A 24901-nucleotide genomic window follows, 5' to 3' on the forward strand; every position below is an offset into this window, starting at 1 on the left:
TGGCCCCTTATCCCGCCCGTTTTATACCTCGGTTAGCTATTAAACCCATTGAACTTTAGATAGCTCATCAGGTACGCCTTCGAAACGAAGGACGATACTGCACTGCGTACAAGCAGCGACTCGCGCGTAACCTGATGTGCGGTATCGGGCACGGGAGTCTGCTCGACGGAAAACGCCGCACGAATCGATGCCTCAAGTTGATCGACAACATAATCAAAGGCGGTCGGAGCGTCGTAGCTCAAGCGCTGAATATTAAAGAGTGCCTGAACCGCAGCGATGGGCAGCACCTGCTTAAAGATACAAATGGCGATGAGACGCGCAATCTGCTCACGGCCATACTGCTTTTTAACCGGCGCGGGAACGAGGCCGACCTTCACGTAGTTATTGATCATCGATGGCGTGATAACGGGCTGCTCTACGCAAATCGAAAGCGGCTCCATCCAAAGCTCAACATATTCAATAACCTGATCGCGATAGAGCGTTACATTGGGCAGCTGGTCATAGCGTGGCAGGCTCAAAGCGTTGAGTTTACCCACCATATCGGACTGAATAAATGCATCCGGCAGCACCGTCGGCTGAATATCCTCGGGCTTAATGCTGACCGATGTATCGGACATCGGGATAACATGTTTAACATGGTTCATAACAGGCCTCCGTTCGTTTTCTATATTGTATTCTAGGTTATCTAGTCTTGCATACCACATAGCCGCTAAGTAAAAGTGGTTGGACAGCACATTGAAGCACCGTCCAACCACTTTGTTTAAAGATAGCAACCTTACATAAGATATATTATCGTACTTATCCGCGTAGGAAAGCGTATGCGCTGGTTGCTGCTATGGCTCCGTCCGAAACGGCGGTCACAACCTGGCGTAAACGCTTGGAACGGATATCGCCGGCTGCGAATAAGCCGGGCGTACGGGTGGCCATCGAATCGTCGGTAACAATGCCGCCGTCGGGAGCCAGATCGACTAGACGCTCAACAAGCTCGGTATGTGGCTGCGTGCCCGCAAAGACAAAGATGCCAAAAGAGCCAGGTTCAAAGGACTCAGCGTGCATTTCACCAGTCGCATTGTCCTTGAACGTGATTGTGGTGGGCATCGATTCACCAGAAAGCTCAACAATACTAGTTTGGTACCTAACTGAAATATTGTCCTTAGCAAGTACCTTATTCACAACGCCCTCGGGTGCACGGAACTGATCGCGACGCAGCGCGATGGTCACGCTGCTGGCGATTTCTGACAAGAACAGGGCTTCCTCGCATGCGGCATTGCCGCCTCCGATAACAAAAACCTGCTTGCCACGGAAGAACATGCCGTCACACGTCGCGCAATACGAAATGCCACGACCGCGATACGTATCCTCGCCAACAAAACCAGCAGGACGCGGCGTGGCACCCATGCACGCAATGACGCTCTTGGCCGTTGTGTCGCCCATATCATGATGGATGGTAAATTGAGCCGCATCGGCATCGTAATCGACGCCCGTCACCATACTCCATTCAACCTGAGCTCCCAGGCCTTCAGCATGCTGTTGAAACCGCTCACCGAGCTCGGTACCGCTCAGCAGCGGAATGCCAGGATAATTCTCAATCTCGTTGCTCGTGGCAATCTGTCCGCCCGACATGCCCTGCTCAAGGACAGTCGTCGTCAGGTTGGCGCGCGCCGCATAAATGGCGGCAGCATATCCCGCAGGGCCGCCACCGATAATCGCAACATCGATTGTCTGATCGGTAGTCATGAAGAGTCCTCTCGTCGAAACGTTGTCGTTCTTTGCGCTCATACCCAAATTTACGTGAACATGACACTCATGCACTACAATGATAAATCGCGTAACAAAGCTGAAGGGGAGTTATCGATGGATCAAACGCAGACGGGCAATAGCGCTCCCCTGCCCATGCAAGCCACTCCCCAACCGGAGCAAATGACCGTTTTACCTGCACAAAAACCCCTGGTAACCATTGTGCACGCATCGGTTGGATCGGGCCACAAAGCCGCCGCCAACGCGATTGCACAAGCATTTGACCTTATCCGCGGCACCAAAGGAATCCCTGAGGATATTGAGATCGAAGTCCTAGATATCCTCGATTTTGGACGCATTAGGTTCGATGGTAATAAAACAGCAGCGTCGTTTACCGGCGCCACGCGTCCCATTTACGACCTGACCTGGCGATATACGCTTACAGGACATCTGCTCTGGGGCGGCGGCACAGCATGGTCACGAATTATGTTCCCCGCCTTCAACGAATACGTCCGGACCCGCAGGCCCATAGCCGTGGTCGCAACACACATTACGGCGGCCAACGTCGCTGTGGGCGCCCGCGTCATCACGGGTATCGATTACCCGGTCATCTGCGTGCCGACCGATTACGAAGTCGAAGGCTTTTGGCCCCACAAGGACACCGACCTATTCTGTGTAGCCAACGAGTTTATGGCCGAAACGCTGCGCCCGCGCAAGGTTCCCGAGTCAAAGATCCGCATAACGGGCATCCCCATCCGAGCCGGTTTCGATACCGATTACAAACGCGAGGATGAGCTGAGCAAGTTCAATCTCCCCATAGACAAAACCGTCGTATTGGTGATGGCCGGCGCCAGTTTGCCCCAACCATACGTGCGTTTCCGCGCCGCGATGGACCACACGCTCCCCTTCTTACGCAGCTTTGAGGACATGCACTTTGTCTTTTTACCGGGCAAGGATAAGGAATACGCCACCCGACTCAAAACGCTCTTCGACGCCATGAAGCTCGACAACGTCACGGTTCTGGACTACGTGGACGACATGGCGGCCCTCATGCACGGCTGCGACCTGGCAATCCTCAAATCGGGCGGACTCACGGTCACCGAGTGCCTATGCGCACATCTACCGATGATCCTGCTGGGCAAGTCCTATGGCCAGGAAAAGGCCAACACCACAATGCTCACCGGCATGGGCGCCAGCATGCATGTCACCACCGCACGCGAGCTCATCGTGACGTTGCGCCATCTCCACGATCATCCGGAGTCGCTCAAGGCACTGCTCATCAATGGCGAAGTCCTGCGCCGTCCACGCGCAGCCGAAGACATAGCCATCGCAACCATGGAGCTCGTAGGCAAACCCCAAAAGCGCAAACGAGCTTTCTGCCGCTTCTACTGGGGCGAAAAACCCGCGCATATCCGCTAGCACCGGACTGTCCGCCGTGGCGCAGGCCGCCCACACATATCATTCCATGCTCAAACATTCTCGCTTCGCTTCGCTCGCTGCGAAACTGCGCGTGGAACGATATGTGTGGGCGGCCTGCGCCACGGCTATACATACGCATTAGCAGCCATATCGGTTACCCTACTAAAAGCAGCAAAGGGAAACTCGAAAACAAGAAATCAAAGTAATCCGATCTGACAAAGGAGCCGTCTCTTTGTCAGATCGGATTACTTGTTAGACACAGCTTCTAGATACAGCATTAGGCTTCAGATGGAAAGCCATAACCGATTGCGAGCATGTAAACGTAGCTCGCCCCTGGGATGCCCCTATATATCGTCCCGCGCGCAGTTTCGCAGCGCAGCGAGAATGTTTGAGCACGGGATGATATATAGGGGCATCCCAGGGGCGAGCGGACATTACGACACTCCGTTCAACGAAGCAAAAGACTAAGCGACGCCGCTGGAGCCGAAGCCTCCGTTGCCTCGGTCGGTTTTGTCTAGCTCGTCTACCTCTATGAGGTTGACCGTGGGGACTTCTTGGATGACGAGTTGGGCTATGCGGTCGCCATTGTTGATTTGGATGTTGTTGGAGGGATCCAGGTTGATGAGGATAACCTTGAGTTCTCCTCGGTAGTGGGCGTCGATGAGGCCCGGCGTATTGACTATAGACAGGCCCTGCTTGATGGCCAAACCGCTTCGGGGCTGGACGAAGCCGGCGTAGCCATCGGGCAGGGCGATGGCCAGCCCAGTAGAGACCAGACGGCGTTCGAAGGGCTTCAGAATGCAGTCCTCGTTGGAGCGCAAATCCAAGCCGGCATCGGTGGGATGGGCGTATTTGGGAAGCTCGACGGTGGGGTCGAGACGCTTTATGTTGACGGTAATGTTGGACATGGAATCACCTTAGCTTGTCGAGCTCTTGCAGAAACTCATCGACGTCTTTGAAATCGCGATAGACCGAGGCAAAGCGGATGTAGGCCACTTTATCGATCTTGGCCAACCGCTTAAGAACCATATCGCCCAGCTCATGGGACGTAACGGCCGTAAGCGTACGGGAGCGAAGCTCGACCTCAATATCGTCAATGATCTCATTGAGCTTTTTAGTGTCGATATCTCGCTTGATCGTGGCGCGCATCAAACCGACCAGCAGCTTATTGCGATCGAACCGTTGCTTGGATCCGTCTGACTTAATGACCTCGATAGGGTCTTCACAACGCTCAAATGTCGTAAAGCGATAATTGCATGAGCAGCATTCGCGACGGCGCTTGATGGTGTTATTAGATTCCTGCATGCGGGAATCAACAACGCGGGTATGTGCCTTGCCGCATTTAGGACAGCGCATGGTACCTCCTCTAAAACGATTACAAGGGTACCATGCGACGGTACTTAAATCTTAGGAACGTGCGGGAACTTTAAGATGCGCACCGGCATCGAGCGAGCCATGCTCCAGGTGATTGACGTTGCGGATCATATCAGAGGTCTCCTGCGTGGAAAGACCTTCAATCGGATGCTCCTGGGCAAGCGACCACAAGGAATCGCCAGACTGAACACGGACGGTCTCATAGGTAACGTTAGATGCCGACTCGGCATATGCGGCGTGACGAGCGCTGAAGATCGAGGTAGCAAGTACAAAGAAGAGCGTGAGCGCAACGGCCAGGGCGACAATCGTCGAAGCCTTTAGGGCAACGGGGGCCGAAGTCGTGGCGACGCACTGGTTGCGGACGGGCTTGCCAGGCAGTGTTTGGAAACCAGATCGGCCGCCTTTAACAACCGTGAAAGCCGGCGCCGCAGGCGTCTCGAGCTTAAGGGCGAGGTTTCCCTGGACCATATCCGTTGCGTTCATCATGTTCTCCTCTCGCGTGTTTTGCTGAGAACAGTTTTATCAAGCCGCGCGGACAAAAATGTCTAGCGCGAGAACGAATGTTCGGTTATTATTATCTTCGAACAGTTGTTCCTGTCAAGCAATAATCGAACATTTGTTTGACATTGGCAGAGAGGATCCCCTGATGGCTCGCAAAATTACCAAGCGTCAGCAGCAGATTTACGACTTCATCAAGGAATATCAGCAGGAGAAGGGCTATCCGCCCAGTGTGCGCGAGATGGCATCGGCCGTAGGCCTCTCCTCCCCCAGCACGGTGCATGCTCATCTCTCTGCCCTGGAGGCTCGAGGGCTGCTCAAGCGCGATGCCACCAAGCCTCGCGCCCTAGAGCTTTTTGATGAGGACGGATCTTCAGTCTCGATTTCCAAATCCGATGAACCCACAGCGCCCCGCGGAACGGTCTCGCTGCCGCTCGTCGGTCGCGTCGCGGCTGGGATTCCCATTCTGGCCGAGCAAAATATCGAGGACACCTTTACCATCCCGACCGAAATCGCCACAGACCAGGGCTCTTTTATCCTTGAAGTGCACGGCAACTCAATGATCAATGTCGGCATCTACAACGGTGACTACATTATCGTTCGCGAGCAAAAGAGCGCCATGAACGGCGAAATCGTCGTGGCCATGATCGATGGCTCGGCGACCGTCAAGACGTTCTACAAGGAGCAGGGGCGCGCGCGCCTGCAGCCCGAGAACGACACCATGGAGCCCATCTATGCGACGAACCCCGTTATTTTGGGTAAGGTTGTCGGTTTAATGCGCCGGTTCTCGTAATGCAAAAACGCATCACCATATTTGACACCGTCCGCGGGTTTACGATGCTATCGATGGCAGGTTTCCACGCCTGCTACGATTTGGCCTACCTATATGGATGGGATATACCATGGTTTACCGAAACGGTTTTCCAGGATATCTGGCGCGCTAGTATCAGCTGGGTATTTTTGTTTATCGCCGGTTGGATGTGCACGCTCTCGCGTAATAACGGTAAGCGCGCCCTCAAATACGCAGCCGCAGCCTTGGTCGTATGGATGGCAACTACACTGGTGTCAGTCGACGATTCGGTAAACTTTGGCATCATTTATTGCATGGCAGCGTGCACCGCGGTGGTTGCACTCACCCGTCCGCTACTCCAAAAATTACCGGGCTCGTGGGGCATCGCAGTGTGCCTTGTTCTTTTTACCCTAACCTGGGGCATTCCAAAGGCGGTCTACCCACTCCCCTACCTGGCATGGCTTGGATTCCCGGGCCCGGATTTTGTTTCGGGAGACTACTATCCGCTCATTCCATTTGTCTTTATGTACCTTACCGGCTTCTTTACTGCCCAGGCAGCACAAGCATCAAGCCACGAAGCGCCGGCATGGGCATACGCCAATCCCATCCCGGCGCTCGCAGTCCTCGGTCGGCATGCCTTACCGTTCTACCTACTTCATCAGCCTGTCATTCTAGGCGTGCTAGAGCTCGTTTATTCCGTACGATAGCGCTCAAGACGCGGCGCGATTCGGGCCGGCATCTTTGCCACAATGCGAACGCCGTCCTCTAGATATTCCTCATGCAGAAGGGTTCCCTGCTCATGCACCAGCGTAATGAGGGCGCCCTCGCGATACGGGATATCAGCGGAGAGCAACACATCGGTGGCAGCCGCCTCACGAGCAATACGGTCAACGAGATCGTCGAGCCCCTCGCCCGTCTGGGCCGAGAACAGCACGGCCTCGGGATAGCGACGATGGAAACTCAAGCGATCGACGCTATCGAGTAGGTCGATTTTATTGAACACCGTAAGCGTCAAACGCTCGCCGGCACCGATCTCGTCAAGAACGCAATCGACTGCCTCGAGCTGGCGCTCGTAGTCCTCGTCAGAGGCATCCACAACTTTAAGGATCAGGTCGGCACCAAGGACCTCAGACAGCGTGGACTTAAAGGCATCAACGAGACCATGCGGTAGCTTTTGAATAAAGCCAACGGTATCGGTAATGGTCATGCCACGACCACCGGGCAAGCGATACGAGCGCGTCGTCGGATCGAGCGTGGCAAACAATTTGTCCTGTGAAAGCACCGTAGACCCGGTCAGGCGATTGAGCAACGTCGACTTACCGGCATTGGTATAACCGGCTAAGGCAACGCGAAACGCCGGCGACTCGATACGACTCTTTGACTGGACAACACGGCGCTGTTCAACCTGCTTGAGCTCGCGACGAAGAGCGGCAATCTTGTTGCGAATCAAACGTCGGTCAACCTCGAGCTGGCTTTCGCCCTGACCAAAGCGCGAACCAATGCCACCGCGTGTCTGCTCTTTTGCAAGATGGCTCCACATACCGCGCAAGCGGGGCAACAGATACTGCAATTGGGCTAACTGCACCTGCAGACGGCCCTCACGGGTCTGAGCGTGCAGACCAAAGATATCGAGAATCAACGCCGTACGGTCGATAATCTTAACCGGTTCGCCCACGGCTTTCTCCAGATACGACTGCTGCGAGGGCGTTAAATCGTCGTCGAAGATAACAACATCGGCATCCATACGATGCACGAGCCCGCAAAGCTCCTCAACCTTACCGGAACCGATAAACGATTTTGGATACGGCTTAACCAGACGCTGTGACAAACGCGCCACGCACTGAGCGCCAGCCGTATGGGCCAGGCGCTCAAGCTCGTCAAGCGAGCGATCGAGCGGCCAGGCGTTATCGCGCCACTCAACTCCGACAAGAACGGCACGTTCGGGCGCAGGAGCCGTTGGAACGAGGGGAAACCGAGCCATTAGACCGCCTCGATACGGTGAAGGATATCCTCAACGACCTCATCGATCGTAAACTCGTCCATATCGAACCACACGATACGGTCATCGCGTTTAAACCACGAAAGCTGACGCTTGGCATAGCGACGCGAACGCGACTTGATGAGTTCGCGAGCCTCATCCATAGAAATCACGCCGTTAAGGGCATCGATAATCTCTTTATAGCCAATCGCCTGCATCGAAGTCAGGGCATCTCCCAGCCCCTGGTCCATAAGACCGCGAACCTCATCAACAAGACCCTGCTCAAACATCAGATCGACGCGTTGGTTAATACGCTCGTAAAGCGCCTCACGATTACGCATCAACCCAAACCACAGAGCGTGATAATGCTCGCGCGGAACACTAAACTGCGACTTTTGCTGCGCGTAGGACACACCATCATCGTGCATTTCGAGCGCGCGAATCACGCGACGAACATTATGGGGGTGGATGACCGCAGCGGACTCGGGGTCACGCTCGGCAAGCAGCGCGTGCAGCGCTTCCTCGCCAATGCGTTCGGCAAGCTCCTGATACCCCGCGCGGCGATCGTCCTCAAGCTCGCCTGAGGGAAAATCCATTTCATCCAGGGCGGCCTTGAGATACAGGCCTGTGCCCCCGCAAAACACCGGTAGGCGGCCCTCGCCCAGCAAGCGCTCAACATGCACACGAGCGTCTGCCTGATACAGCGCTGCAGAATATGCAACGCCCGGTTCAACAATATCGACCAGGCGTAGAGGCGCCGTGCATTCCTCTGGTGCCATCTTGGCAGTGCCGATATCCATGCCTCGATAGATTTGCATCGCGTCACACGACAGCACTTCGGACGAAAGGCGAGCCGCCAAACGATCTGCGACATCACTTTTACCAACCGCCGTCGGACCGACAATCGCAACGGCGGAAAGACCTGCCCCGGGAGAAATCATTAGCGCGGCTCGCCCACAACGGATCCGGACAGATACCACGTCTTGGCAACATCGATGTCAACATCGACAATCTTGCCAATCAACTGATCGATGCTGTAGCCCTCGGGAATCGGTGCATGAACGGTCTGATTCTTAGGACTCTTGCCCAGCAGCACCGCGTCATTCTTTTTGCTCGTACCCTCAATAAGCGCCGGCACAACGGTGTGGAGCTCACCTTGGTTATACTCATGCGCAGTGGTCTCGATAACCTCCACCAGACGGTTGAAGCGCTCAAGAATCACCTCATGCGGCGTGGGATCGTCAATCTCGGCGGCCGGAGTACCGGCGCGCTTGGAGTAGATAAACGTATAGGCCTGAGCATAACGGACCGTCTCGGCAAGCGAGAGCGTCTGCTCAAAGTCTTCCTCGGTCTCGCCGGGGAAGCCCACGATGATATCGGTCGAAAGCGCGATATCGGGCATGCGATTGCGGATGCGATCGACAAGCCCCAGATAATCCTCGCGCGTATAGCGACGGTTCATCTCTTTAAGGATGCGCGTCGAGCCCGACTGAACTGCCAGGTGCAGTTGCGGCATGACGGCAGGCGTCTCGGCCATAGCGTCGATGGTCTCGGGCAGCAGGTCTTTGGGGTGCGAGGAAGTAAAGAAAATACGCTCTACACCCGTATCGCCCACGGCGCGCAGCAGGTCGGCAAAGCGCGGCTTGCCAAACAGGTCGCGACCATAGGAGTTGACGTTTTGACCCAGAAGCGTAATCTCACGCACGCCCTGGCGTACTAGACCGGTCACCTCGTCGACAATCTCCTCGAAAGGGCGACTCTTTTCGCGACCGCGCACATACGGCACGATGCAATAAGTGCAGAAGTTATTACAGCCCGTCATAATGGGGACCCAGGCGTGATACTGGGTCTCACGATGCCACGGCATGCTCATAGCATCCGTGTCCTCGTGCTCATTGGTGCGAATATGACGCTTGCCGTCCAAGAATGCCTCGGCAATGAGCTCGGCCACATGCGCGATGGAATGCGTGCCAAAGATGACATTGACGTTATCGACGTTGGTGAGCAGTCCCTCGCCGTCGCGCTGTGCGATGCAGCCGCCCACGGCGACCACGCGCTTGCCCGAAGGCGAAGGCGGGAGGCTCTTACAAGAGTTGCACTGACCGTACAGGCGAGTATCGGCGGCCTCACGCACACAGCATGTCATGAAGACAACGATATCGGCATGCTCGGGATCGAGCGCCATGAGGCAACCATACGAATCGAGCAGACCGCTCACGCGCTCGGAATCGTGCTGATTCATCTGGCAGCCAAAGGTGCGGATAAAGTAGGTTTTACCGGCAAGAATATCGCGTACGGAACGCTGGTCCATGTGCATAAGTCCTAACGATGGAAGGGAGGCGAATCGAGGCAAGCAGAAGCTATGCCACAGGCTTAACATCATCCATGACGACGTTATCCATAGCAGCTCGATTGATCTGGTGAACGTAGATAGAAAGGCGGATGGCCGTGCGCGACTCCCCGTTAATGAGGATGTCGGAGAACACGGGCGCGCAGGAAATATCAAAACCGGTTGGAATCAAAAAACCGCGCGCGATAGCCACGGCCTTAATGGCTTGGTTGACCGCACCGGCGCCGACACACTGGATGTTGACGGGTACACCATCCTTGACCATGCCGGCGATGGCGCCGGCAACGGACGCGGGCGATGATTTGCTTGATACCTTCAGGCAATCCATGAAGAAACTCCTGCGTTTAAAAGTACGTTTTAACTGCAATAACTGTATCGTACCGAGTGGAATCGGTAAAGGCACTATTCCTCTTTGGCAAGATCGAAGGTCACGGTGATTCGATCACGCGAAACACGAATCTTTGGGTCGCCGCAAAGGTTGAGATAGTACCGGGCGGCAAGGTCATTAAAGTCGCGCTCCACAGCACGCGAAAACTGTGCCATGTCATCCTTGGCAATACGTAGCCCGCGACGATCCTTCGCGAGATCGACAGGAGCCGGCGCATGCGAGGACGAATCACGCTCGCGCAGCAGACGCGCAGTCACACCGCGAACGGGCTTAATCTGCCCTGCCAAAATGCGATGGGCCGTGCGCTCAGACATCTCAAGACCCAAACCCGAACAGATACGGATAAAGTCCTCGGCATCAGAGGCAAGTCCTAAACGGTCGACAACCGGAAGCTCGCTCTCGTCATCAATGAACAGGAGACGCGACGTATCGAGCCGACTTGACGCCTGAGCATAAAGGGTCGCGGCAATCTCAGACGGAGAACCAAGATAGACATCGCAACCACGCAACTCCTCGAGCGCAAACTCACAAGCAGCGCGAATAATATTATGCGGGCCGCGAGCACAGACATAACGTCCGTCCTCATCCTTGACGGCCTGGGGCCAGCTGGACTGATCGGCACGCTCACTGAGGCGGTCGGCCGCAACGCTCACCTTAAAGGCCGAGCCAAGGTCGACACCAGACGTGACCACACGGGCCTCGTCGGTGTTCTGCTTGATCGAAAACAATGCCATGCCACGACCGTGAACGCCCCAACGGTCCATCTTCATGCTCTCGAGCTTGGAGGTAACGCGGGCATCGAAGATTCGCTCTTGCATATCCTGCGGAACACCCGAACCGTTATCCAGAAAGACAAGCGTGCGGACGCCATCTTCCTTGGTCGTAGCGAGATAGACTTTGTCGGCGCCGGCATCGCGAGCATTACGGAGCATTTCGATGACGATATCCTCGACATGCTGAATGTCGTGCTTTGCCTGGCGCCGCTCGGCTTCCGAAACGCGGAGGCGGACATACCCCTCGCCAAGGTTCTCCTCGACGCGAAGGTTGCCCTCCCCCGACATCGACGCGATAAATGAGATGAGCTCGTTCGCGTCGCTCATGTTATTTAGCGATATCGACAGCGCGGCTCTCGCGAATCACGACGACGCGCACCTGACCGGGATACTCCATCTCTTCCTCGATCTGATGGGCGATATCGTGAGCCAGGACCGTGGACTGGGCATCGGAGATCTTGTCCGGCTGAACCATGACGTGGACCTCGCGACCAGCCTGCATGGCATAGGTACGCTCGACGCCTTCATGGGAGTTGGCGATCTCCTCGAGCTTCTCAAGACGCTTGATGTAGTTCTCGGCAGACTCGCGACGGGCACCGGGGCGAGAAGCAGAGACAGCATCAGCGGCCTGTACCAGGACATCGAGCACCGTGTTGGGGTCGACATCGGCATGGTGAGCCTCGATAGCATGAACGATAACGGGCTTCTCGCCATAACGGCGGGCAAGCTCGGCGCCAATCACAGCATGCGGGCCCTCAACGTCGTGGTCGATGGCCTTGCCCAGGTCGTGCAGAAGACCGGCGCGCTTGGCGGTCACAACATCCAAACCAAGCTCGGAGGCCATCACGCCGCAAAGGTCGGAAACCTCAAGCGAGTGCTGCAGCACGTTCTGACCAAACGAGGTGCGGTAGCGCAGAGCGCCCAGGGTCTTGACGATCTCGGGGTGCAGGTCGTGGATACCGGTATCGAAGGCGGCCTGCTCGCCGGCCTCGCGCACACGCTGCTGAACCAAGTCGGCAGCCTTGTGATACATCTCCTCGATGCGGGCGGGGTGAATACGACCGTCGGCAATGAGATTCTCGAGCGCCACACGGGCAGTCTCACGACGGACCGGATCGAAGCTCGAAAGCACGACGGTCTCGGGGGTGTCATCAATCACGAGGTTGACACCGGACACCTGCTCAAAGGTGCGGATGTTGCGACCCTCGCGACCGATGATGCGACCCTTGAGGTCATCGGAGGGAATATGAACGGAAGTAACGGTGACCTCGGCGGTATGGTCGGCGGCGCAACGCTGAATCGCCAGGGAGAGAATCTCCTGAGCGGTCTTGTGGCACTCGGCGCGGACCTGCTGCTCGGACTCGCGGATGATGGTGGCCGCCTCGTGGGTAACCTCGCCGCGGACCTTGTCGAGCAGCTCCTTGTGAGCGTCCTCGCGCGTAAGGTCGGCAATACGCTCAAGCTCGGAAGTCTGCTTGGCGCAGAGCTCCTCAAGCTCGCGAGAGCGCTTCTCGACCTGACCGGCCTGGCTGGACAGCTGATGCTCACGCTTGTCGAGCGCATCGTTGCGACGATCGAGCGATTCCTCGCGCTGCATCACGCGGTTTTCGAGCGTGCGAATCTCGTTCTTACGCTGCTTGTCCTCGGCTTCGGCGGCCTGCTTGTTCTTGATGATCTCTTCCTTAGCCTCGAGCAGAGCCTCTTTTTTGAGGGTCTCGGCCTGACGCTTAGCATCACCGATCAGGGACTCTGCCTGCGCGTGTGCCGACTGGATCTTTTCGTCGGCCTCGTGAAGACTACCCTGCTTGGCGGTGCGCATGTAGGCAATGGCGGCGATGGCACCCAAAACGATGCCAACGAGCGCTGCAATGATAGGCATGCTCACTCCTTTTTATGGATTCGTTACACAGCAAAGCGAACCGTCCTTACGAACGGCTCGCGACATTTGAGTAATATGGGCGCAGCTTATGCGGGTCGGATACAGATAAACATATAAACAAACTCATCACAGATGAGCACATATCACAAAGCAAATGACAGTAAATATCCTACGTTGAACCGCAACAACTGTCAAATAAACGCACCCGGCACGGCGCCAATCAAGCGGTGAACGGCAGGGGCGTACCATGCGCACGCTTACACGGCGCATTCCTCGCTTGAGGCATCGAGCCGCACCTTAACGGCATCGGCGGCGATGTGATACGAAAAGCCCTTACCCATCAAAAACCTGACGAGCTTTTCGAATGCACGCGCTTCGGGAACGCGACGTTTAGCGAGCAAGGCCGACGCACGAGCCAAGTCGTCATCCACGGCAAAATAATCCTCTGGATACCCGGGGATATCGTCAAGTACGACATGACGGCGCTTGAGTTCAGCCTCGATCTTACGCTGTCCCCAGCCGCGACGCTTACGCTCTTCAATAAAGTACGAACAAAAGCGGTTCTCATCCAAAAAACGATACTCGGTCGCTCGAGCAACTGCAAAATCGATCGCAGGCTGTCGAAAGCCATAGCGCGCCAACTTATCGCGCACCTCGCCCGTGGCATGATCGCGGCGCGAAAGCATCTCGGTCACCATGGTGAGCGCACATTTACGTTCGATAAGCTGCACAGCCTCGCGAAAGTCATCCCAATCACAGGGAAGATCGGGGCGGTTCTTAACGTACAGGCGCGCCACGCGCACGGGAATCCAAATGGAACGTTCAAAACCGCCCTCGAGATCGCAATCGATATGCGCGCAGGGCTTTTTAGACGCATAACCGCTCGAGAACGAGGAGGCCGCCTTCTTATCGGGAAAGACGACCGTGGCCTCGGTCACCGTATACGACATGTCGGCATCCGCTACTCGTCGTCATCGTCGAGCATCGCGGAACCATCGATGGCGTACAGCTCATCAAACTCCTCGGGGGCAGCCTGATCGGTCAACTCAACCTCGGAGGGGGCATCGTCGTCATACTCAAGACCGCAGGCAAGGCGAACCTTGTGCTCGATCTCGTCGGCGCAATCGGGATGCTCACGCAGGAATGTCTTAGCGGCCTCGCGACCGTTGCCGAGCTTATCCTCGCCATAGGCAAACCAGGACCCCATCTTTTTGCAGATGCCGCACTCGACGGCCATATCCAGAATCGAGCCCTCTTTGGAGATGCCGGTGCCATACATGATGTCAAACTCGGCCGAGCGGAACGGAGCGGCCACCTTGTTCTTAACGACCTTGGCACGAACGCGATTGCCGATAACCTCGTCCTTGAGCTTGATGGTATCGATTTTGCGAATGTCGATTCGCACGGAAGAGAAGAACTTGAGAGCACGGCCGCCCGTGGTGGTCTCGGAGTTGCCGAACATGACGCCGATCTTCTCGCGCAGCTGGTTAATGAAGATGCAGGTCGTGTTGGACTTGGCAAGCGAGCCGGCAAGCTTGCGGAGCGCTTGGCTCATCAAACGAGCCTGCAGACCCACCGTCGTGTCACCGATCTCGCCCTCGATCTCGGCACGCGGAGTCAAGGCGGCAACAGAGTCGACGACGATGGCGTCGATGGCACCGGAGCGCACAAGCATATCGACGATCTCGAGCGCCTGCTCGCCCGTATCGGGCTGGGAAATCAGGACCTCGTCGATATCGACGCCAATGCGCGCGGCATAGGTGGGATCAAGCGCATGCTCTGCATCGATAAATGCCACGACACCGCCCATGGCCTGCGCCTCTGCAAGAATCTCGAGCGAAAGCGTCGTCTTACCGGAGGACTCGGGGCCATAAATCTCGACGATACGGCCGCGCGGCACGCCGCCGATACCCAAGGCGGCATCGAGCGCCAGAGAGCCCGTCGGAATAGCCTCAACCTCGAGCTCGGGACCGCCGTCGCCATACCTCATAATAGAGCCCTGGCCGAACTTCTTCTCGATCTCGGCCTTGGTGGTGGCGATCATCTCGTCGCGCTCTTTACCCGTCGTGCGTGCATGAACGGTACGTACGGGACCTGAATTCTTGGCCATGAATAGCCCTCCTCTTAACAACCTGAAACGATAATAAACGAACGGCTGTTCGTGGTCAACCGTTCAGATTCATCATATTCACCCGACCATTCCAAAACCCGACCAAACGCCAACCAATCACCGACCAAACGCGTGACCACGCCAATCACAAATGCGAGTGCACGAACAAATTTATGCCATGTACCAGCGCAAACGTAATTCCCGTCAAAGGTCCCTATCTCCACAATTAAGGGGCCCTAAGGCCCCTTAAACCATGTCTATTCCATAGAATTGAGCACACGGACAATGCGTCCCAAAGCCTCCGCGACCGCATGGGCACGAACACACGACCGATCGCCCTCGTAATAACAGCGCGCAGACTCGACAACCGGCGCTACCCCATCGGCCGCGCGATACGCCCAGCCAATATAGAACGTGCCGGCGGGGTCTTGCTCGGTGCCACCACCGGGTCCAGCGTAGCCCGTTGCGCTTACGGCTATATCGCTCTGATAGAGGTCCAGCGAGCCCGCGGCCATCTCACGTGCCGTCTGGTGCGACACGGCGCTAAACCGATCGAGCGTTTCCTGCTCGACGCCGAGCACGCGATGTTTAATCTCATCGCAGTAGGTCACCGCACCGCCACGAAGCACCGCCGAGGCACCCGGGATATCGGCAATCGTCGAGGCGATCATGCCCGCCGTCAGCGACTCCGCCGTCGACACCGTCACACCACGGGCACTTGCGCGCTCGACAATATCGCGCGCCAGCTCCTCGTTGTTTGCGGCAATCTGCAAATAAGGCTCCGTCATACCCACCAGGACCTAGACCGAAAAGACGATCTTGCGGCAGTTCCAGAAGTACTGGGCGCCCGAGATAACGGTCAGGACAACGGCAACAGCGTACAGGAAGCGTGAGACGCCATAGACACCGAGCAACAGCTCCGCAGGCCCCAACTGGAGGCCGGTCATAGCAAAGACGCACAGGTAACCGCAGATGGAGACCATCGTGGTTGCCGTCTTGTACTTGCCGAGCTTATCGGCGGCAACGACCACGCCGGCAGCACTCGCGACCATGCGAAGGGCGCTCACCAGCAGCTCACGGAACAGGATAATGAACACGGACCACACGGTCACCGCGCCAAAATCCAAGAACAGCAGAAGGGCCGAGAACACGAGCAGCTTGTCGGCGATGGGGTCCAAGAACTTGCCGAAATCGGTAATCTCGTTGCGCGAGCGCGCCAGATAGCCATCGACCTTATCGGTGCACGACAGAATCGCGTACAAAATAAAGGCGGCGGCTGCAAGCGGACCGTCAAAGGTGCTCCAGTCCGTACCGGCAACGCTCGCGTGAGACAGGGCCGAGACGATCATGAACACCGGGATAAAGACGATGCGAACGCACGTCACGATGTTGGCGGGCGTCCAAACACTCGTCAGTTCCTTATTACTCTCGTTTGCCACGACGCTCTCCTACTCCACAACATGACCGATAAGCTCATAGCAGAAGCTATCGGTAAACTCGACGGTCAGAATATCGCCCACGGACGCCTCGCTGGCGTCCAGATGCACCGCGCCATCGGAATCGGGCGCCTGGAACCAGGCATGGCCGATCAGCTCGGCGCCGTCCTCGGCCTCCTCGATGCCATCGACGATCACCTGGGCGCGCTCGCCCACATGGGCTGCCGTGGCGGCAAAACCGAGCGACTCAGCCAGATCCATGGCCTCCTGGGCGCGCTCGAGCTTAACCTCCTCATCGACCTGTCCGTCCATCTTGGCGGCCAGGCTGCCCTCCTCACGCGAGTAGGCAAAGACGCTCGTGTAGTCAAAGCCGACGGTGTCCATAAAGTCGATAAGGTCGCGGAACTCGTCGTCGGTCTCGGTCGGGAAGCCGACCATGGCCGTAGAGCGAATCACGATGCCGGGGATGCGCTCACGAAGGTCGCGGAACAAATCCTCGAGCTCCTGGCGCGAACCGGAACGGCGCATGGCCTTGAGGATGCGCGCGTCGCAGTGCTGTACGGGGATATCGATATAGGGCAGCACCTCGGGCGTATCGCGAATCGTCTCGATAAGCTCGTCGGTCATGCCCTCGGGCTGCAGATAGAGCACGCGGACCCAAACATTGTGCGGACGTACGGCCTCGGCGACGGCACGCAGCAGCTGCGCCAGATTGCGAGGCGAGCCCTCGGCGACATCCTCGTCGGCAAAGTCGGTGCCCCAAATGCCTGTGTCCTGACCGATCAGCACGATCTCGCGCACACCGCCGGCAACCAGATCGCGCACCTCGGAGATAATGCTTTCGGCATTGCGCGAATGATAGCGACCGCGAATATAGGGGATCATGCAGAAGCTGCAAAAACGATTGCAGCCATCGGAAATCTTGACGTAGGCAACGGCGCCCTCGACGGTACGCTTGACCTGCGGGATATAGGCTGCAATCTCACGCTCCACGCCAAGCACGCCATCGATGACAGAAACGATACCGTCTTCCTCATCGGCCTTCACAAAGGCCGCGACCTCGGGAAGCTCGTCGGGCAGGTCATCGCCGTAACGAGACGGCACGCAACCGCACATGACGATAGGGCAGGCGCGAACGCCGTCCTGCACCTCGTTAGCGAGCTCGAGCGTGGTCTCGATGCTCTCGGACGTCGCTGAGGCGAGAAACGAGCATGTGTTGACGATAGCGATATCGGCATCCTGCGGATCGAATGCTTCCTCGTAGCCCGCAGCGGTCAGCAGCGAACGCATGCGGTCGGTATCGACCTCGTTCTTGGCGCAGCCAAGGGTGATATAGAGTACGGAACCCAACGGAGTATCCATGTTGGAGAGCGGTCCTTTCGAGTAAATTAGCGGTAGTTGGTAAACTGCAGCGGCTGACCGTAGTCCTGGTCGCGCAGGAACTGAATCACCGTCTGCAGCGCGTCCTTGGAAGCAGAGGAAACGCGCAGCTTATCGGCCTCGATGGTCACCTTGACCTTGAGCTTTTGATCCTTGATGTCCTTATTGATCTTCTTGGCGGTCGCCTGGTCGATGCCCTCGACGATATGGCCGAGCACGCGCACGGTACCGCCCGAAGCCGCCTGCGGCGCGTCCCAAGAGACAGCCTTGAGGTCGATGCCGCGCTTGATGAGCTTGGAGCTCAGCACGTCAATGATCTGCTTGGAAACAAAATCGGCCGGGGCATTGATCGTAAAGAGCTTGTCACCCTTCGAAAGCTCGATGGTGGCGCCGGAATCCTTAAGGTCATAGCGCTGAGAGATCTCGCGAGTGGTCTGCTGGAAAGCGTTATCGACCTCCTGCATATTGACCTCGGACACAACGTCGAAGCTGGAATCTTTAGCCATGGTTCTTCCTTTCGGTACGGGGAGCCTTAGTAGCTGTCGTACGAATAGTCAACTAATCGTTTGCTGCCTGGCCGTCGGATGCCGTGTCGGTGCCGTCGGCAGACTGAGCATCGGCGCCGTCGGCAGACTGGGCGTCGGTGCCGTCGACAGCATCGGTGCCGTCGGTACTCTCGCCGTCCTCGGAGTCTGTGGTCTCCTTCTTGGGAACGGTAATGGTCACGCGCGCCACGCCCGATGTCTTGGTGTCATAGCGAACCTTTTCGCCGTTCTTGGTAACCGTGACATCGGAGGGCTTGGACGTGGTGATCTCGATCGAGGACTCAGGCGTGTACTCCTGCTCAAAGGGGCCGGTCGCCTGGGCGCCGTAGACCGATTTACCGTCGACCTTGACCTCAATCCAGGCGGTCTTGCCCTTGGCAACGGAAACCTTGACCTTAATGACCTCGTCCTCTTCCTTTTTTACCGTCGCCTTGGCGGCATCGGAATCGGCAGAATCCGTCGCATCGTCGGTGCCTTCATCCTCGTCAACGGATTCGGTCTTCTTGGAAGACTTCTTGGTCGTCGTCTTAGTGGCCGCGGGCGTCTCGGGCGTCGACTCGGGTGCAGAAGAGCCGCAGCCACGCAGGAGGACCACGATGAGCAAAATCAGCAAAAGTGCCACGGCACCGATGCCGGCGTAGATGATGCGCGGATCGAGACCATTGTTCTGAGGAGCACGTCCACCGCCGCGCCCGCGATTGGAGCCGCCACGACCATTCCCCTGCGGCATACGGCCGCGACCGCTATCGGGACGACCACGATAGCCGCCCTGGCGCTGCGAGCCGCGCTGGCCCGAACGCGGCGCAAGCTCACCACGGTTCTGATAGCCACGCTGTCCAGAGTGAGGCGCCGAAGAGCGCTGCCCGTAAGGCTGCGATTGCGAACGGAGGCGCGGCGTCACCTGCGTGGTATCGGCGTCGGCGTAACCACCGCGGGAACGCCCGGCAGAAACTCCGCGATAACCACGACCGGAGTAGCCTCCGTCGCCGTAACCGGCGCGAGGATCGCGACTCAACCCGCGAGCGGCGGGAAGCGCACGGTCATCCGGCATGGGCGTACTGCGAAAGCGATCTCGCTGAGAACGAATCTCCTCGCTGGAGCCCGTCTCGGTGATGTAGCCCGCCTGCGGAGGACGTTGACCGTACCGCGTCGAGCGACCACCCTGAACCATCAGAAAGCGTCCGTTATCGACCGACGAACGCGAGTTAACGTAGCCGGCAGCATCCTGAAAACGACCGCCCTGCTGCGAGGTCTCGCGCTCGTATGCCATGAGGTCATCAAAATAAGCGTTGACGACCTCGCGCGGGTTAAGTCCCAAAAAGCGAGCGTAGCTCGAAATCATGCCCTGCGCATAGCCACGCGGGGGCATCGATGCAAAGTTGCCGGTCTCGAAAAACTCGATGATCTGCGGCCTGATTTTGATGGTGTTGGCGACCTGCTGGATGGAAAGGCCCATCCGGCGACGCTGCTCGAGCAGCATGTCACCAAAGCGTGCAGCCATCAGAATCCTCCAAACTCACGATCTTCACGTGCCATCTCGGCGTCGACAGACTCCAGCGCGGCGAGCCCCTCCTCGTCCAGCAGGACCTCGCGCGGCTTGGAACCATCGGGCGGGCCGACGACACCCTTTTCTTCCAGCATGTCCATAATACGCCCGGCGCGTGCATAGCCAACCTTGAGTCGGCGTTGCAGGCCAGATGTGGAGCCCAGCTGCGATTCCACCACAATATGGGCGGCCTCCCAGATAAGCGGGTCGTCATCTTGCGGCTCGGCAACGCCCGTGCGAACAATGCCGCCACCAGCCATGGACATGGAAGCAGGCGCCACGGCGGACAGAATCTCCTCGTGATAGTCGGGCTCGCTTTGCGACTTAACGAACTCGACGATCTCGTTGATCTCGTCGTCCGAGACAAAACAGCCCTGGATACGGCGGGGCTTGCCCCAGTCGACCTTGGAGAACAGCATATCGCCCAAACCGGTGAGCTTTTCGGCGCCCATCTGGTCGATAATGACGCGGGAATCGATGCCCGTAGCCACGTTAAAGGCGATACGGTTGGTGATGTTGGCCTTAATGAGGCCCGTCACCACGTTGGAGCTGGGGCGCTGCGTAGCCACGATAAGGTGAATACCGGCGGCACGGCCCAGCTGGGCGATACGGACGATCGAGGCCTCGACATCCTTGCCGGCGACCATCATCAGGTCCGAAAGCTCGTCGATGATGATGACCAGATAGGGCATCTTTTGCGGCGGGTTATCGTAATGCTCAAACTCGCCGGCGGCCTGCTTTTCGTTATACGTCGAGATCTTGCGAACGTTGAGGCGCTCGAACACCTTCAGGCGACGCTCCATCTCGGACACGGCCCACTGAAGTGCACTGGCAGCCTGCTTGGGCTCGGTCACCACGGGCACGTAGAGATGCGGCAGGCCGTTATAGCCCGCAAGCTCGACGCGCTTGGGATCGACCATGATCAGGCGAACGTCCTCGGGAAGAGCGCGCATGAGCAAGGTCGTGATGATGGAATTGATCATCACCGACTTACCGGAACCGGTGGTACCGGCAATCAGCAAGTGGGGCATCTTAGCGAGGTCGGCGACAACCGGCGTGCCCTCGGCATCGCGGCCGATGGCGAGCTCGAGCGGACCGCCCTTAACATAGGGCAGCACGTCGCCCAGATTGACGTTTTGGCGCTTGCGATTGGGGATCTCGATGCCCACGAGCGAGGTGCCGGGAATCGGCGCGAAAATGCGCACCGACTGGGCGGCAAGCGAAAGCGCGATATCGTCCTCGAGGCTCGAGATCTTGCTCACGCGCTCGCCCTCGCCGGGCTGCAGCTTAAAGGTCGTGACCGTGGGGCCGGCAATCCAGCCGACGACGCGAGCGCTACGGCCAAACTCGAGCAGGGTAGACTGCAACGACTCGGCAGTCTGTTCCAGTTCCTTATCAGAAGACGCGGAGGACGCCGACTGCGGATTGGCGTGCAGGATTTCGAGCGGCGGGAGCTTGAGGCCGTCCTCTTGTTCGCCCTCGACACCGGCAGCAGTACCGTCCGCTCCCCCATCACCGGCTGCAACAGGAGCAGCTGAAGTCGTAGAGCTGGAGGCATCGGCAACCTTGGGATGCTTTAGGAAGTCGGGAATCTGCGGAGCTGCCGAAACGGGATTCACGGCAAACGGCGGTTCTGACTCGTCAGCATTGTCCGGGTCATCTTCTATCGAAAACTGTCCGGTGACCTGTCCTGCCTTGGCACGGCGACGCGGCAGCAAGGTTGTCTTGGCGGTCTCGAGCGGAGTCTCGTCGTCCTCGTCATCGCCCTCGGTGAGTTCGATTTCGCTATCGGACCAAGACGGGTCGGGCTCGCTCGTGTTGAGCTTGGGCGCGGCCTTGCCCTTCTTGGCATGACGACGCGGCAGCAGCGTGGTCTTAGCGCGCTCGGCCTCCACGGCCTCGGACACGTCGACAAACGGGTCATTGTCCTCGTCGTCATCCAAAACCGGGTCGGCATCGCCTCCCATGACCGTGGTCACCGCGGCATCAGTTCCCTTCTGGCGCAGAATGCTCAGGTGCGGACGGGCGACGCCGGGAACCGACAGGGCCTCTTCGTCGCCCCACGGGCTCACATTGACATCGGCACGACGGCGCTCGGCAAAATCGGCGGCGCGATCGCGTGCGGAGCGCAAAACGCCGCCCACCGAAAAGCCGATAATGACCAGGCCAACGACGACAAGCCCAAGCAAGACAACCATGGCAATAGGTTTACCCAGGGCGTTTTGCAAGGTACTTGCGATAAAGGCGCCAATGTAGCCGCCCGACGCAGATAGGTTTTGCGGCGTAAACATGAGGTCGCACGAATCGCTCGTGCCCGGCACCATCAGCGACAGGATAGAGACAATGGCCACAAACACCACGGCGCCACCCGCGACCGAGCGAATGTTGAGCGGCGAGTCCTCACCCAAAAAGAGCGTGGCGGCAAACAGCAAGATGACGATCGGCAGCACGTAGGCGCCCAGGCCAAAGCCAAGGTGGTAGAAACCGGCAACCGCAGCTGTCACGGGCGCCGTTGCCGGGGAAATCACGGCAATAAAGGACGCAATCGCCAAAACGGCAATGACCACGCCGGCGATATCGCGATTGGCCGAAGGCTCGACCAGGGGCTCGAACTCATCGAACTCGGACTCGTGGCCCTTATTGGCACGCAGATGGGAACCGGCACCCTTAGCAGATGCCGGTTGGTTGTTGGCTTTGTTGCCTTTGGCGTTTTGTGCAGATCCGCGCGCCAAACTAAACCTCCATGACGACCGGGATGATCATCGGACGGGTGCGCGTACGGCTCCAGATAAAGTTGGAGAGCGAATCGCGCACGGCTTTGCGAATAGCATCGGAGCCGCTGCTGGTAAAGGTAAACTTACCCTTCTCGATCGTTTTCATGATGGCTGCTGAGGCATCCTCGGAGAACTGGTCGTCGATGGCAAACGAAACACCGCGGCCCGAGAACTCGATAGCCTCGATCTTCTTATGCTTGAGCGAGACGATGGCAACGGCCGTGACCATACCGTCATTGGCGAGCTTTTGGCGATCGCGCAGGACAATGGGGTCGGTGTCGCCGATGCGCAGACCGTCAACATAGACGACGCCGGACTCGACGGGCGTACCGCGCTTGACGATACCGCCACGCATCTCGAGCGTGTCGCCGTTATCGAGGATAAAGATGTGATCATCCTTGATGCCCATCTTACGAGCAAGCTGGGCATGGGCGCGCAGATGCACGGCCTCGCCGTGAACCGGCATAAAGTAGGTGGGCTTGGCCATGGCCATGAGGAGCTTGAGTTCCTCCTGGCTGCCGTGCCCCGAGACGTGAACGAGGGCGCGGGACTTATCCCAGACGTCGCAGCCAAGCTTGGCCAGGCTGTTGACGACCTGCTGAACGGCCTTCTCGTTGCCGGGAACGGGAGTTGCCGAGAGAATGACGGTATCGCCTTCGTGGATAGAAAGCGTCTTGTGCTCGCCGTTGGCCATGCGGGACAGGGCCGACAGCGGCTCGCCCTGCGAACCGGTGCACATGACGACGATCTTGTCGTCGGGCAGGTTATCGATATCGAAGGCATCAATGATATCGGCATCGTCGATGTTGAGGTAGCCCAACTCGCGCGCCACGCGGGTGTTGGTGAGCATGGAACGTCCAGTCACGACGACCTTGCGGCCGCACTTGCGGGCGGCGTCGCAGATCTGCTGCAGGCGATGGATGTGGCTCGAGAACGACGCGACGAACACGCGACCCGGGGCGTTCTTGATGGCATGCAGCAGGTTGGGACCAACCTCGGCCTCGGACTTGGTAAAGCCCGGAACCGTGGCGTTGGTGGAGTCGGAAAGCAGCAGGTCGATGCCCTGCTTGGCAAAGCGGCTGATGGCGGCATAGTCGGGCGTGACGCCGTCGATGGGCGTCTGATCGAGCTTAAAGTCACCCGTGTGCATAACGGTGCCCTGGTTGGTGCGAATGAACACGCCCAGTGCACCCGGAATGGAGTGCGTCATGGAGAAGAAATCGAGCGAGATGCCACCGAGATTGACATGGCTTCCGCCCTTGACCTCGCGGAACTTAGGTGCGCGGATGCGGAACTCGGAGAGCTTGCCCTCGATAAAACCGAGCGTCAGCTTGCTCGAGAAGATGGGCACCTTGTTGTTGAGATCCTGCAGCAGGTACGGAAGCGAACCGGTGTGGTCCTCGTGGCCGTGGGTGACGATGATGCCGCGGAGCTTCTCCTCGTTCTCCAGGACATAGGTGTAGTCAGGAAGCACCAGGTCGATACCGGGCTGGGAGTCATCCGGGAACATGAGGCCGGCGTCGACGAGCACCATGTCGTCGCCGCACTCGAAGACCGTCATGTTCTTACCGATGCCGTCAAGGCCGCCGAGCGGAATGATCTTCAAGGGAGATGATTTTTTAGCTGCCATAGGTGAGTGTTGTTTCCTTTCTTCGAAACGGGTCTGGAACAACCGACGGGGCGCTTCTGGCAAACCGACCGCCGGGAACGTACAAACATGCATCACAGATTCGACGCAGTAACCTCAGTATGATACCCATTTGCACAACAACAGACCACCCATGCATCAAAGCCCCATCTGAACTGGTCTATCCCGCCGGTCTGGGGCCATCGGGGGCCGGGGCGGGTTAAGTTTGCTGCTCTACAGTCCTGCGCAAGACGGAAAGCACATTAAGTGCTTTCCTTTGCGTGCGGAACTCGCGAC

At 57.8% G+C, this 24901-nt stretch carries 23 protein-coding genes; 3 read left to right on the forward strand and 20 right to left on the reverse strand.

What is annotated here, in order from left to right:
- Positions 1–32: 32 nt before the first annotated feature.
- Positions 33–644, reverse strand: a complete 612-nt coding sequence (locus I2G40_RS06830) for a DUF1836 domain-containing protein (RefSeq protein ID WP_195544591.1) — start codon at positions 642–644, stop codon at positions 33–35.
- A 154-nt stretch (positions 645–798) separates the two neighbouring features.
- Positions 799–1737, reverse strand: coding sequence for an NAD(P)/FAD-dependent oxidoreductase (locus I2G40_RS06835; protein WP_195544592.1), 939 nt, complete (start codon positions 1735–1737; stop codon positions 799–801).
- Positions 1738–1959: 222 nt separating this feature from the next.
- Between I2G40_RS06835 and I2G40_RS06840 the strand changes: the two genes are divergently transcribed.
- Positions 1960–3156 carry an MGDG synthase family glycosyltransferase gene (locus I2G40_RS06840; RefSeq protein ID WP_324252580.1) on the forward strand — a complete coding sequence of 399 codons (1197 nt, stop codon included), beginning with the start codon at positions 1960–1962 and terminating at the stop codon, positions 3154–3156.
- A gap of 464 nt (positions 3157–3620) precedes the next feature.
- Here the strand turns inward: I2G40_RS06840 and dut are convergent, their stop codons facing one another.
- From dut to I2G40_RS06855, 3 genes are read right to left on the reverse strand one after another with little or no spacing between them, the layout of a single operon-like run.
- Positions 3621–4064 carry a dUTP diphosphatase gene (dut, locus tag I2G40_RS06845; protein ID WP_195544594.1) on the reverse strand — a complete coding sequence of 148 codons (444 nt, stop codon included), beginning with the start codon at positions 4062–4064 and terminating at the stop codon, positions 3621–3623.
- Between the two features lie 4 nt (positions 4065–4068).
- Complete coding sequence (nrdR, locus tag I2G40_RS06850) at positions 4069–4512, reverse strand: transcriptional regulator NrdR (RefSeq protein WP_055285168.1); 444 nt, start codon at positions 4510–4512, stop codon at positions 4069–4071.
- A 51-nt stretch (positions 4513–4563) separates the two neighbouring features.
- On the reverse strand, positions 4564–5013 hold the full coding sequence (locus I2G40_RS06855; protein WP_195544595.1) for a LysM peptidoglycan-binding domain-containing protein: 450 nt from the start codon (positions 5011–5013) through the stop codon (positions 4564–4566).
- 163 nt (positions 5014–5176) lie between these two features.
- Here I2G40_RS06855 and lexA point away from each other — a divergent pair, with 163 nt between their 5' ends.
- Complete coding sequence (gene lexA, locus I2G40_RS06860; protein ID WP_195544596.1) at positions 5177–5821, forward strand: transcriptional repressor LexA; 645 nt, start codon at positions 5177–5179, stop codon at positions 5819–5821.
- On the forward strand, positions 5821–6525 hold the full coding sequence (locus I2G40_RS06865) for a heparan-alpha-glucosaminide N-acetyltransferase (RefSeq protein WP_195544597.1): 705 nt from the start codon (positions 5821–5823) through the stop codon (positions 6523–6525). The genes lexA and I2G40_RS06865 overlap by 1 nt, the downstream gene beginning before the upstream one ends.
- Here the strand turns inward: I2G40_RS06865 and hflX are convergent.
- From hflX to I2G40_RS06940, 15 genes are all read right to left on the reverse strand, one after another.
- Positions 6510–7799 (reverse strand): GTPase HflX, encoded by a 1290-nt coding sequence (hflX, locus tag I2G40_RS06870; RefSeq protein ID WP_195544598.1) that lies wholly within the window; start codon positions 7797–7799, stop codon positions 6510–6512. The genes I2G40_RS06865 and hflX overlap by 16 nt on opposite strands.
- The gene (miaA, locus tag I2G40_RS06875; protein ID WP_195544599.1) at positions 7799–8737 is read right to left on the reverse strand and encodes a tRNA (adenosine(37)-N6)-dimethylallyltransferase MiaA; all 939 of its coding nucleotides are present in this window, start codon (positions 8735–8737) and stop codon (positions 7799–7801) included. Before miaA ends, hflX begins: the two co-directional genes overlap by 1 nt.
- Positions 8737–10107, reverse strand: coding sequence for a tRNA (N6-isopentenyl adenosine(37)-C2)-methylthiotransferase MiaB (gene miaB, locus I2G40_RS06880; RefSeq protein ID WP_195544600.1), 1371 nt, complete (start codon positions 10105–10107; stop codon positions 8737–8739). Before miaB ends, miaA begins: the two co-directional genes overlap by 1 nt.
- A gap of 49 nt (positions 10108–10156) precedes the next feature.
- Positions 10157–10474 carry a stage V sporulation protein S gene (locus tag I2G40_RS06885; protein ID WP_006235982.1) on the reverse strand — a complete coding sequence of 106 codons (318 nt, stop codon included), beginning with the start codon at positions 10472–10474 and terminating at the stop codon, positions 10157–10159.
- 74 nt (positions 10475–10548) lie between these two features.
- Complete coding sequence (locus I2G40_RS06890) at positions 10549–11634, reverse strand: ATP-binding protein (protein WP_006235981.1); 1086 nt, start codon at positions 11632–11634, stop codon at positions 10549–10551.
- A gap of 1 nt (position 11635) precedes the next feature.
- Positions 11636–13186 (reverse strand): ribonuclease Y, encoded by a 1551-nt coding sequence (gene rny, locus I2G40_RS06895; protein WP_195544601.1) that lies wholly within the window; start codon positions 13184–13186, stop codon positions 11636–11638.
- A 257-nt stretch (positions 13187–13443) separates the two neighbouring features.
- On the reverse strand, positions 13444–14136 hold the full coding sequence (locus I2G40_RS06900; RefSeq protein ID WP_195544602.1) for a regulatory protein RecX: 693 nt from the start codon (positions 14134–14136) through the stop codon (positions 13444–13446).
- An 11-nt stretch (positions 14137–14147) separates the two neighbouring features.
- The gene (recA, locus tag I2G40_RS06905; protein WP_195544603.1) at positions 14148–15296 is read right to left on the reverse strand and encodes a recombinase RecA; all 1149 of its coding nucleotides are present in this window, start codon (positions 15294–15296) and stop codon (positions 14148–14150) included.
- Positions 15297–15553: 257 nt separating this feature from the next.
- Positions 15554–16069, reverse strand: a complete 516-nt coding sequence (locus I2G40_RS06910; protein WP_229090692.1) for a CinA family protein — start codon at positions 16067–16069, stop codon at positions 15554–15556.
- Positions 16070–16096: 27 nt separating this feature from the next.
- Positions 16097–16645 carry a CDP-diacylglycerol--glycerol-3-phosphate 3-phosphatidyltransferase gene (gene pgsA / locus I2G40_RS06915; RefSeq protein WP_229090698.1) on the reverse strand — a complete coding sequence of 183 codons (549 nt, stop codon included), beginning with the start codon at positions 16643–16645 and terminating at the stop codon, positions 16097–16099.
- A gap of 99 nt (positions 16646–16744) precedes the next feature.
- Positions 16745–18094: a 30S ribosomal protein S12 methylthiotransferase RimO gene (gene rimO, locus I2G40_RS06920; protein WP_195544606.1), complete on the reverse strand. Its 1350-nt coding sequence runs from the start codon at positions 18092–18094 to the stop codon at positions 16745–16747.
- Positions 18095–18120: 26 nt separating this feature from the next.
- A complete protein-coding gene (locus I2G40_RS06925) occupies positions 18121–18618 on the reverse strand; it encodes a YajQ family cyclic di-GMP-binding protein (protein ID WP_022094699.1) in 498 nt (165 codons plus the stop codon).
- A 52-nt stretch (positions 18619–18670) separates the two neighbouring features.
- Complete coding sequence (locus I2G40_RS06930; protein ID WP_195544607.1) at positions 18671–20158, reverse strand: helix-turn-helix domain-containing protein; 1488 nt, start codon at positions 20156–20158, stop codon at positions 18671–18673.
- Complete coding sequence (locus tag I2G40_RS06935; RefSeq protein WP_229090693.1) at positions 20158–22935, reverse strand: FtsK/SpoIIIE family DNA translocase; 2778 nt, start codon at positions 22933–22935, stop codon at positions 20158–20160. The genes I2G40_RS06930 and I2G40_RS06935 overlap by 1 nt, the downstream gene beginning before the upstream one ends.
- Before the next feature lies 1 nt (position 22936).
- The gene (locus I2G40_RS06940; protein WP_117746567.1) at positions 22937–24607 is read right to left on the reverse strand and encodes a ribonuclease J; all 1671 of its coding nucleotides are present in this window, start codon (positions 24605–24607) and stop codon (positions 22937–22939) included.
- Positions 24608–24901 lie beyond the last annotated feature (294 nt).

Origin of the sequence: Collinsella aerofaciens (genome assembly GCF_015558785.1) — a bacterium.
GTDB classification, from domain to species: domain Bacteria; phylum Actinomycetota; class Coriobacteriia; order Coriobacteriales; family Coriobacteriaceae; genus Collinsella; species Collinsella aerofaciens_P.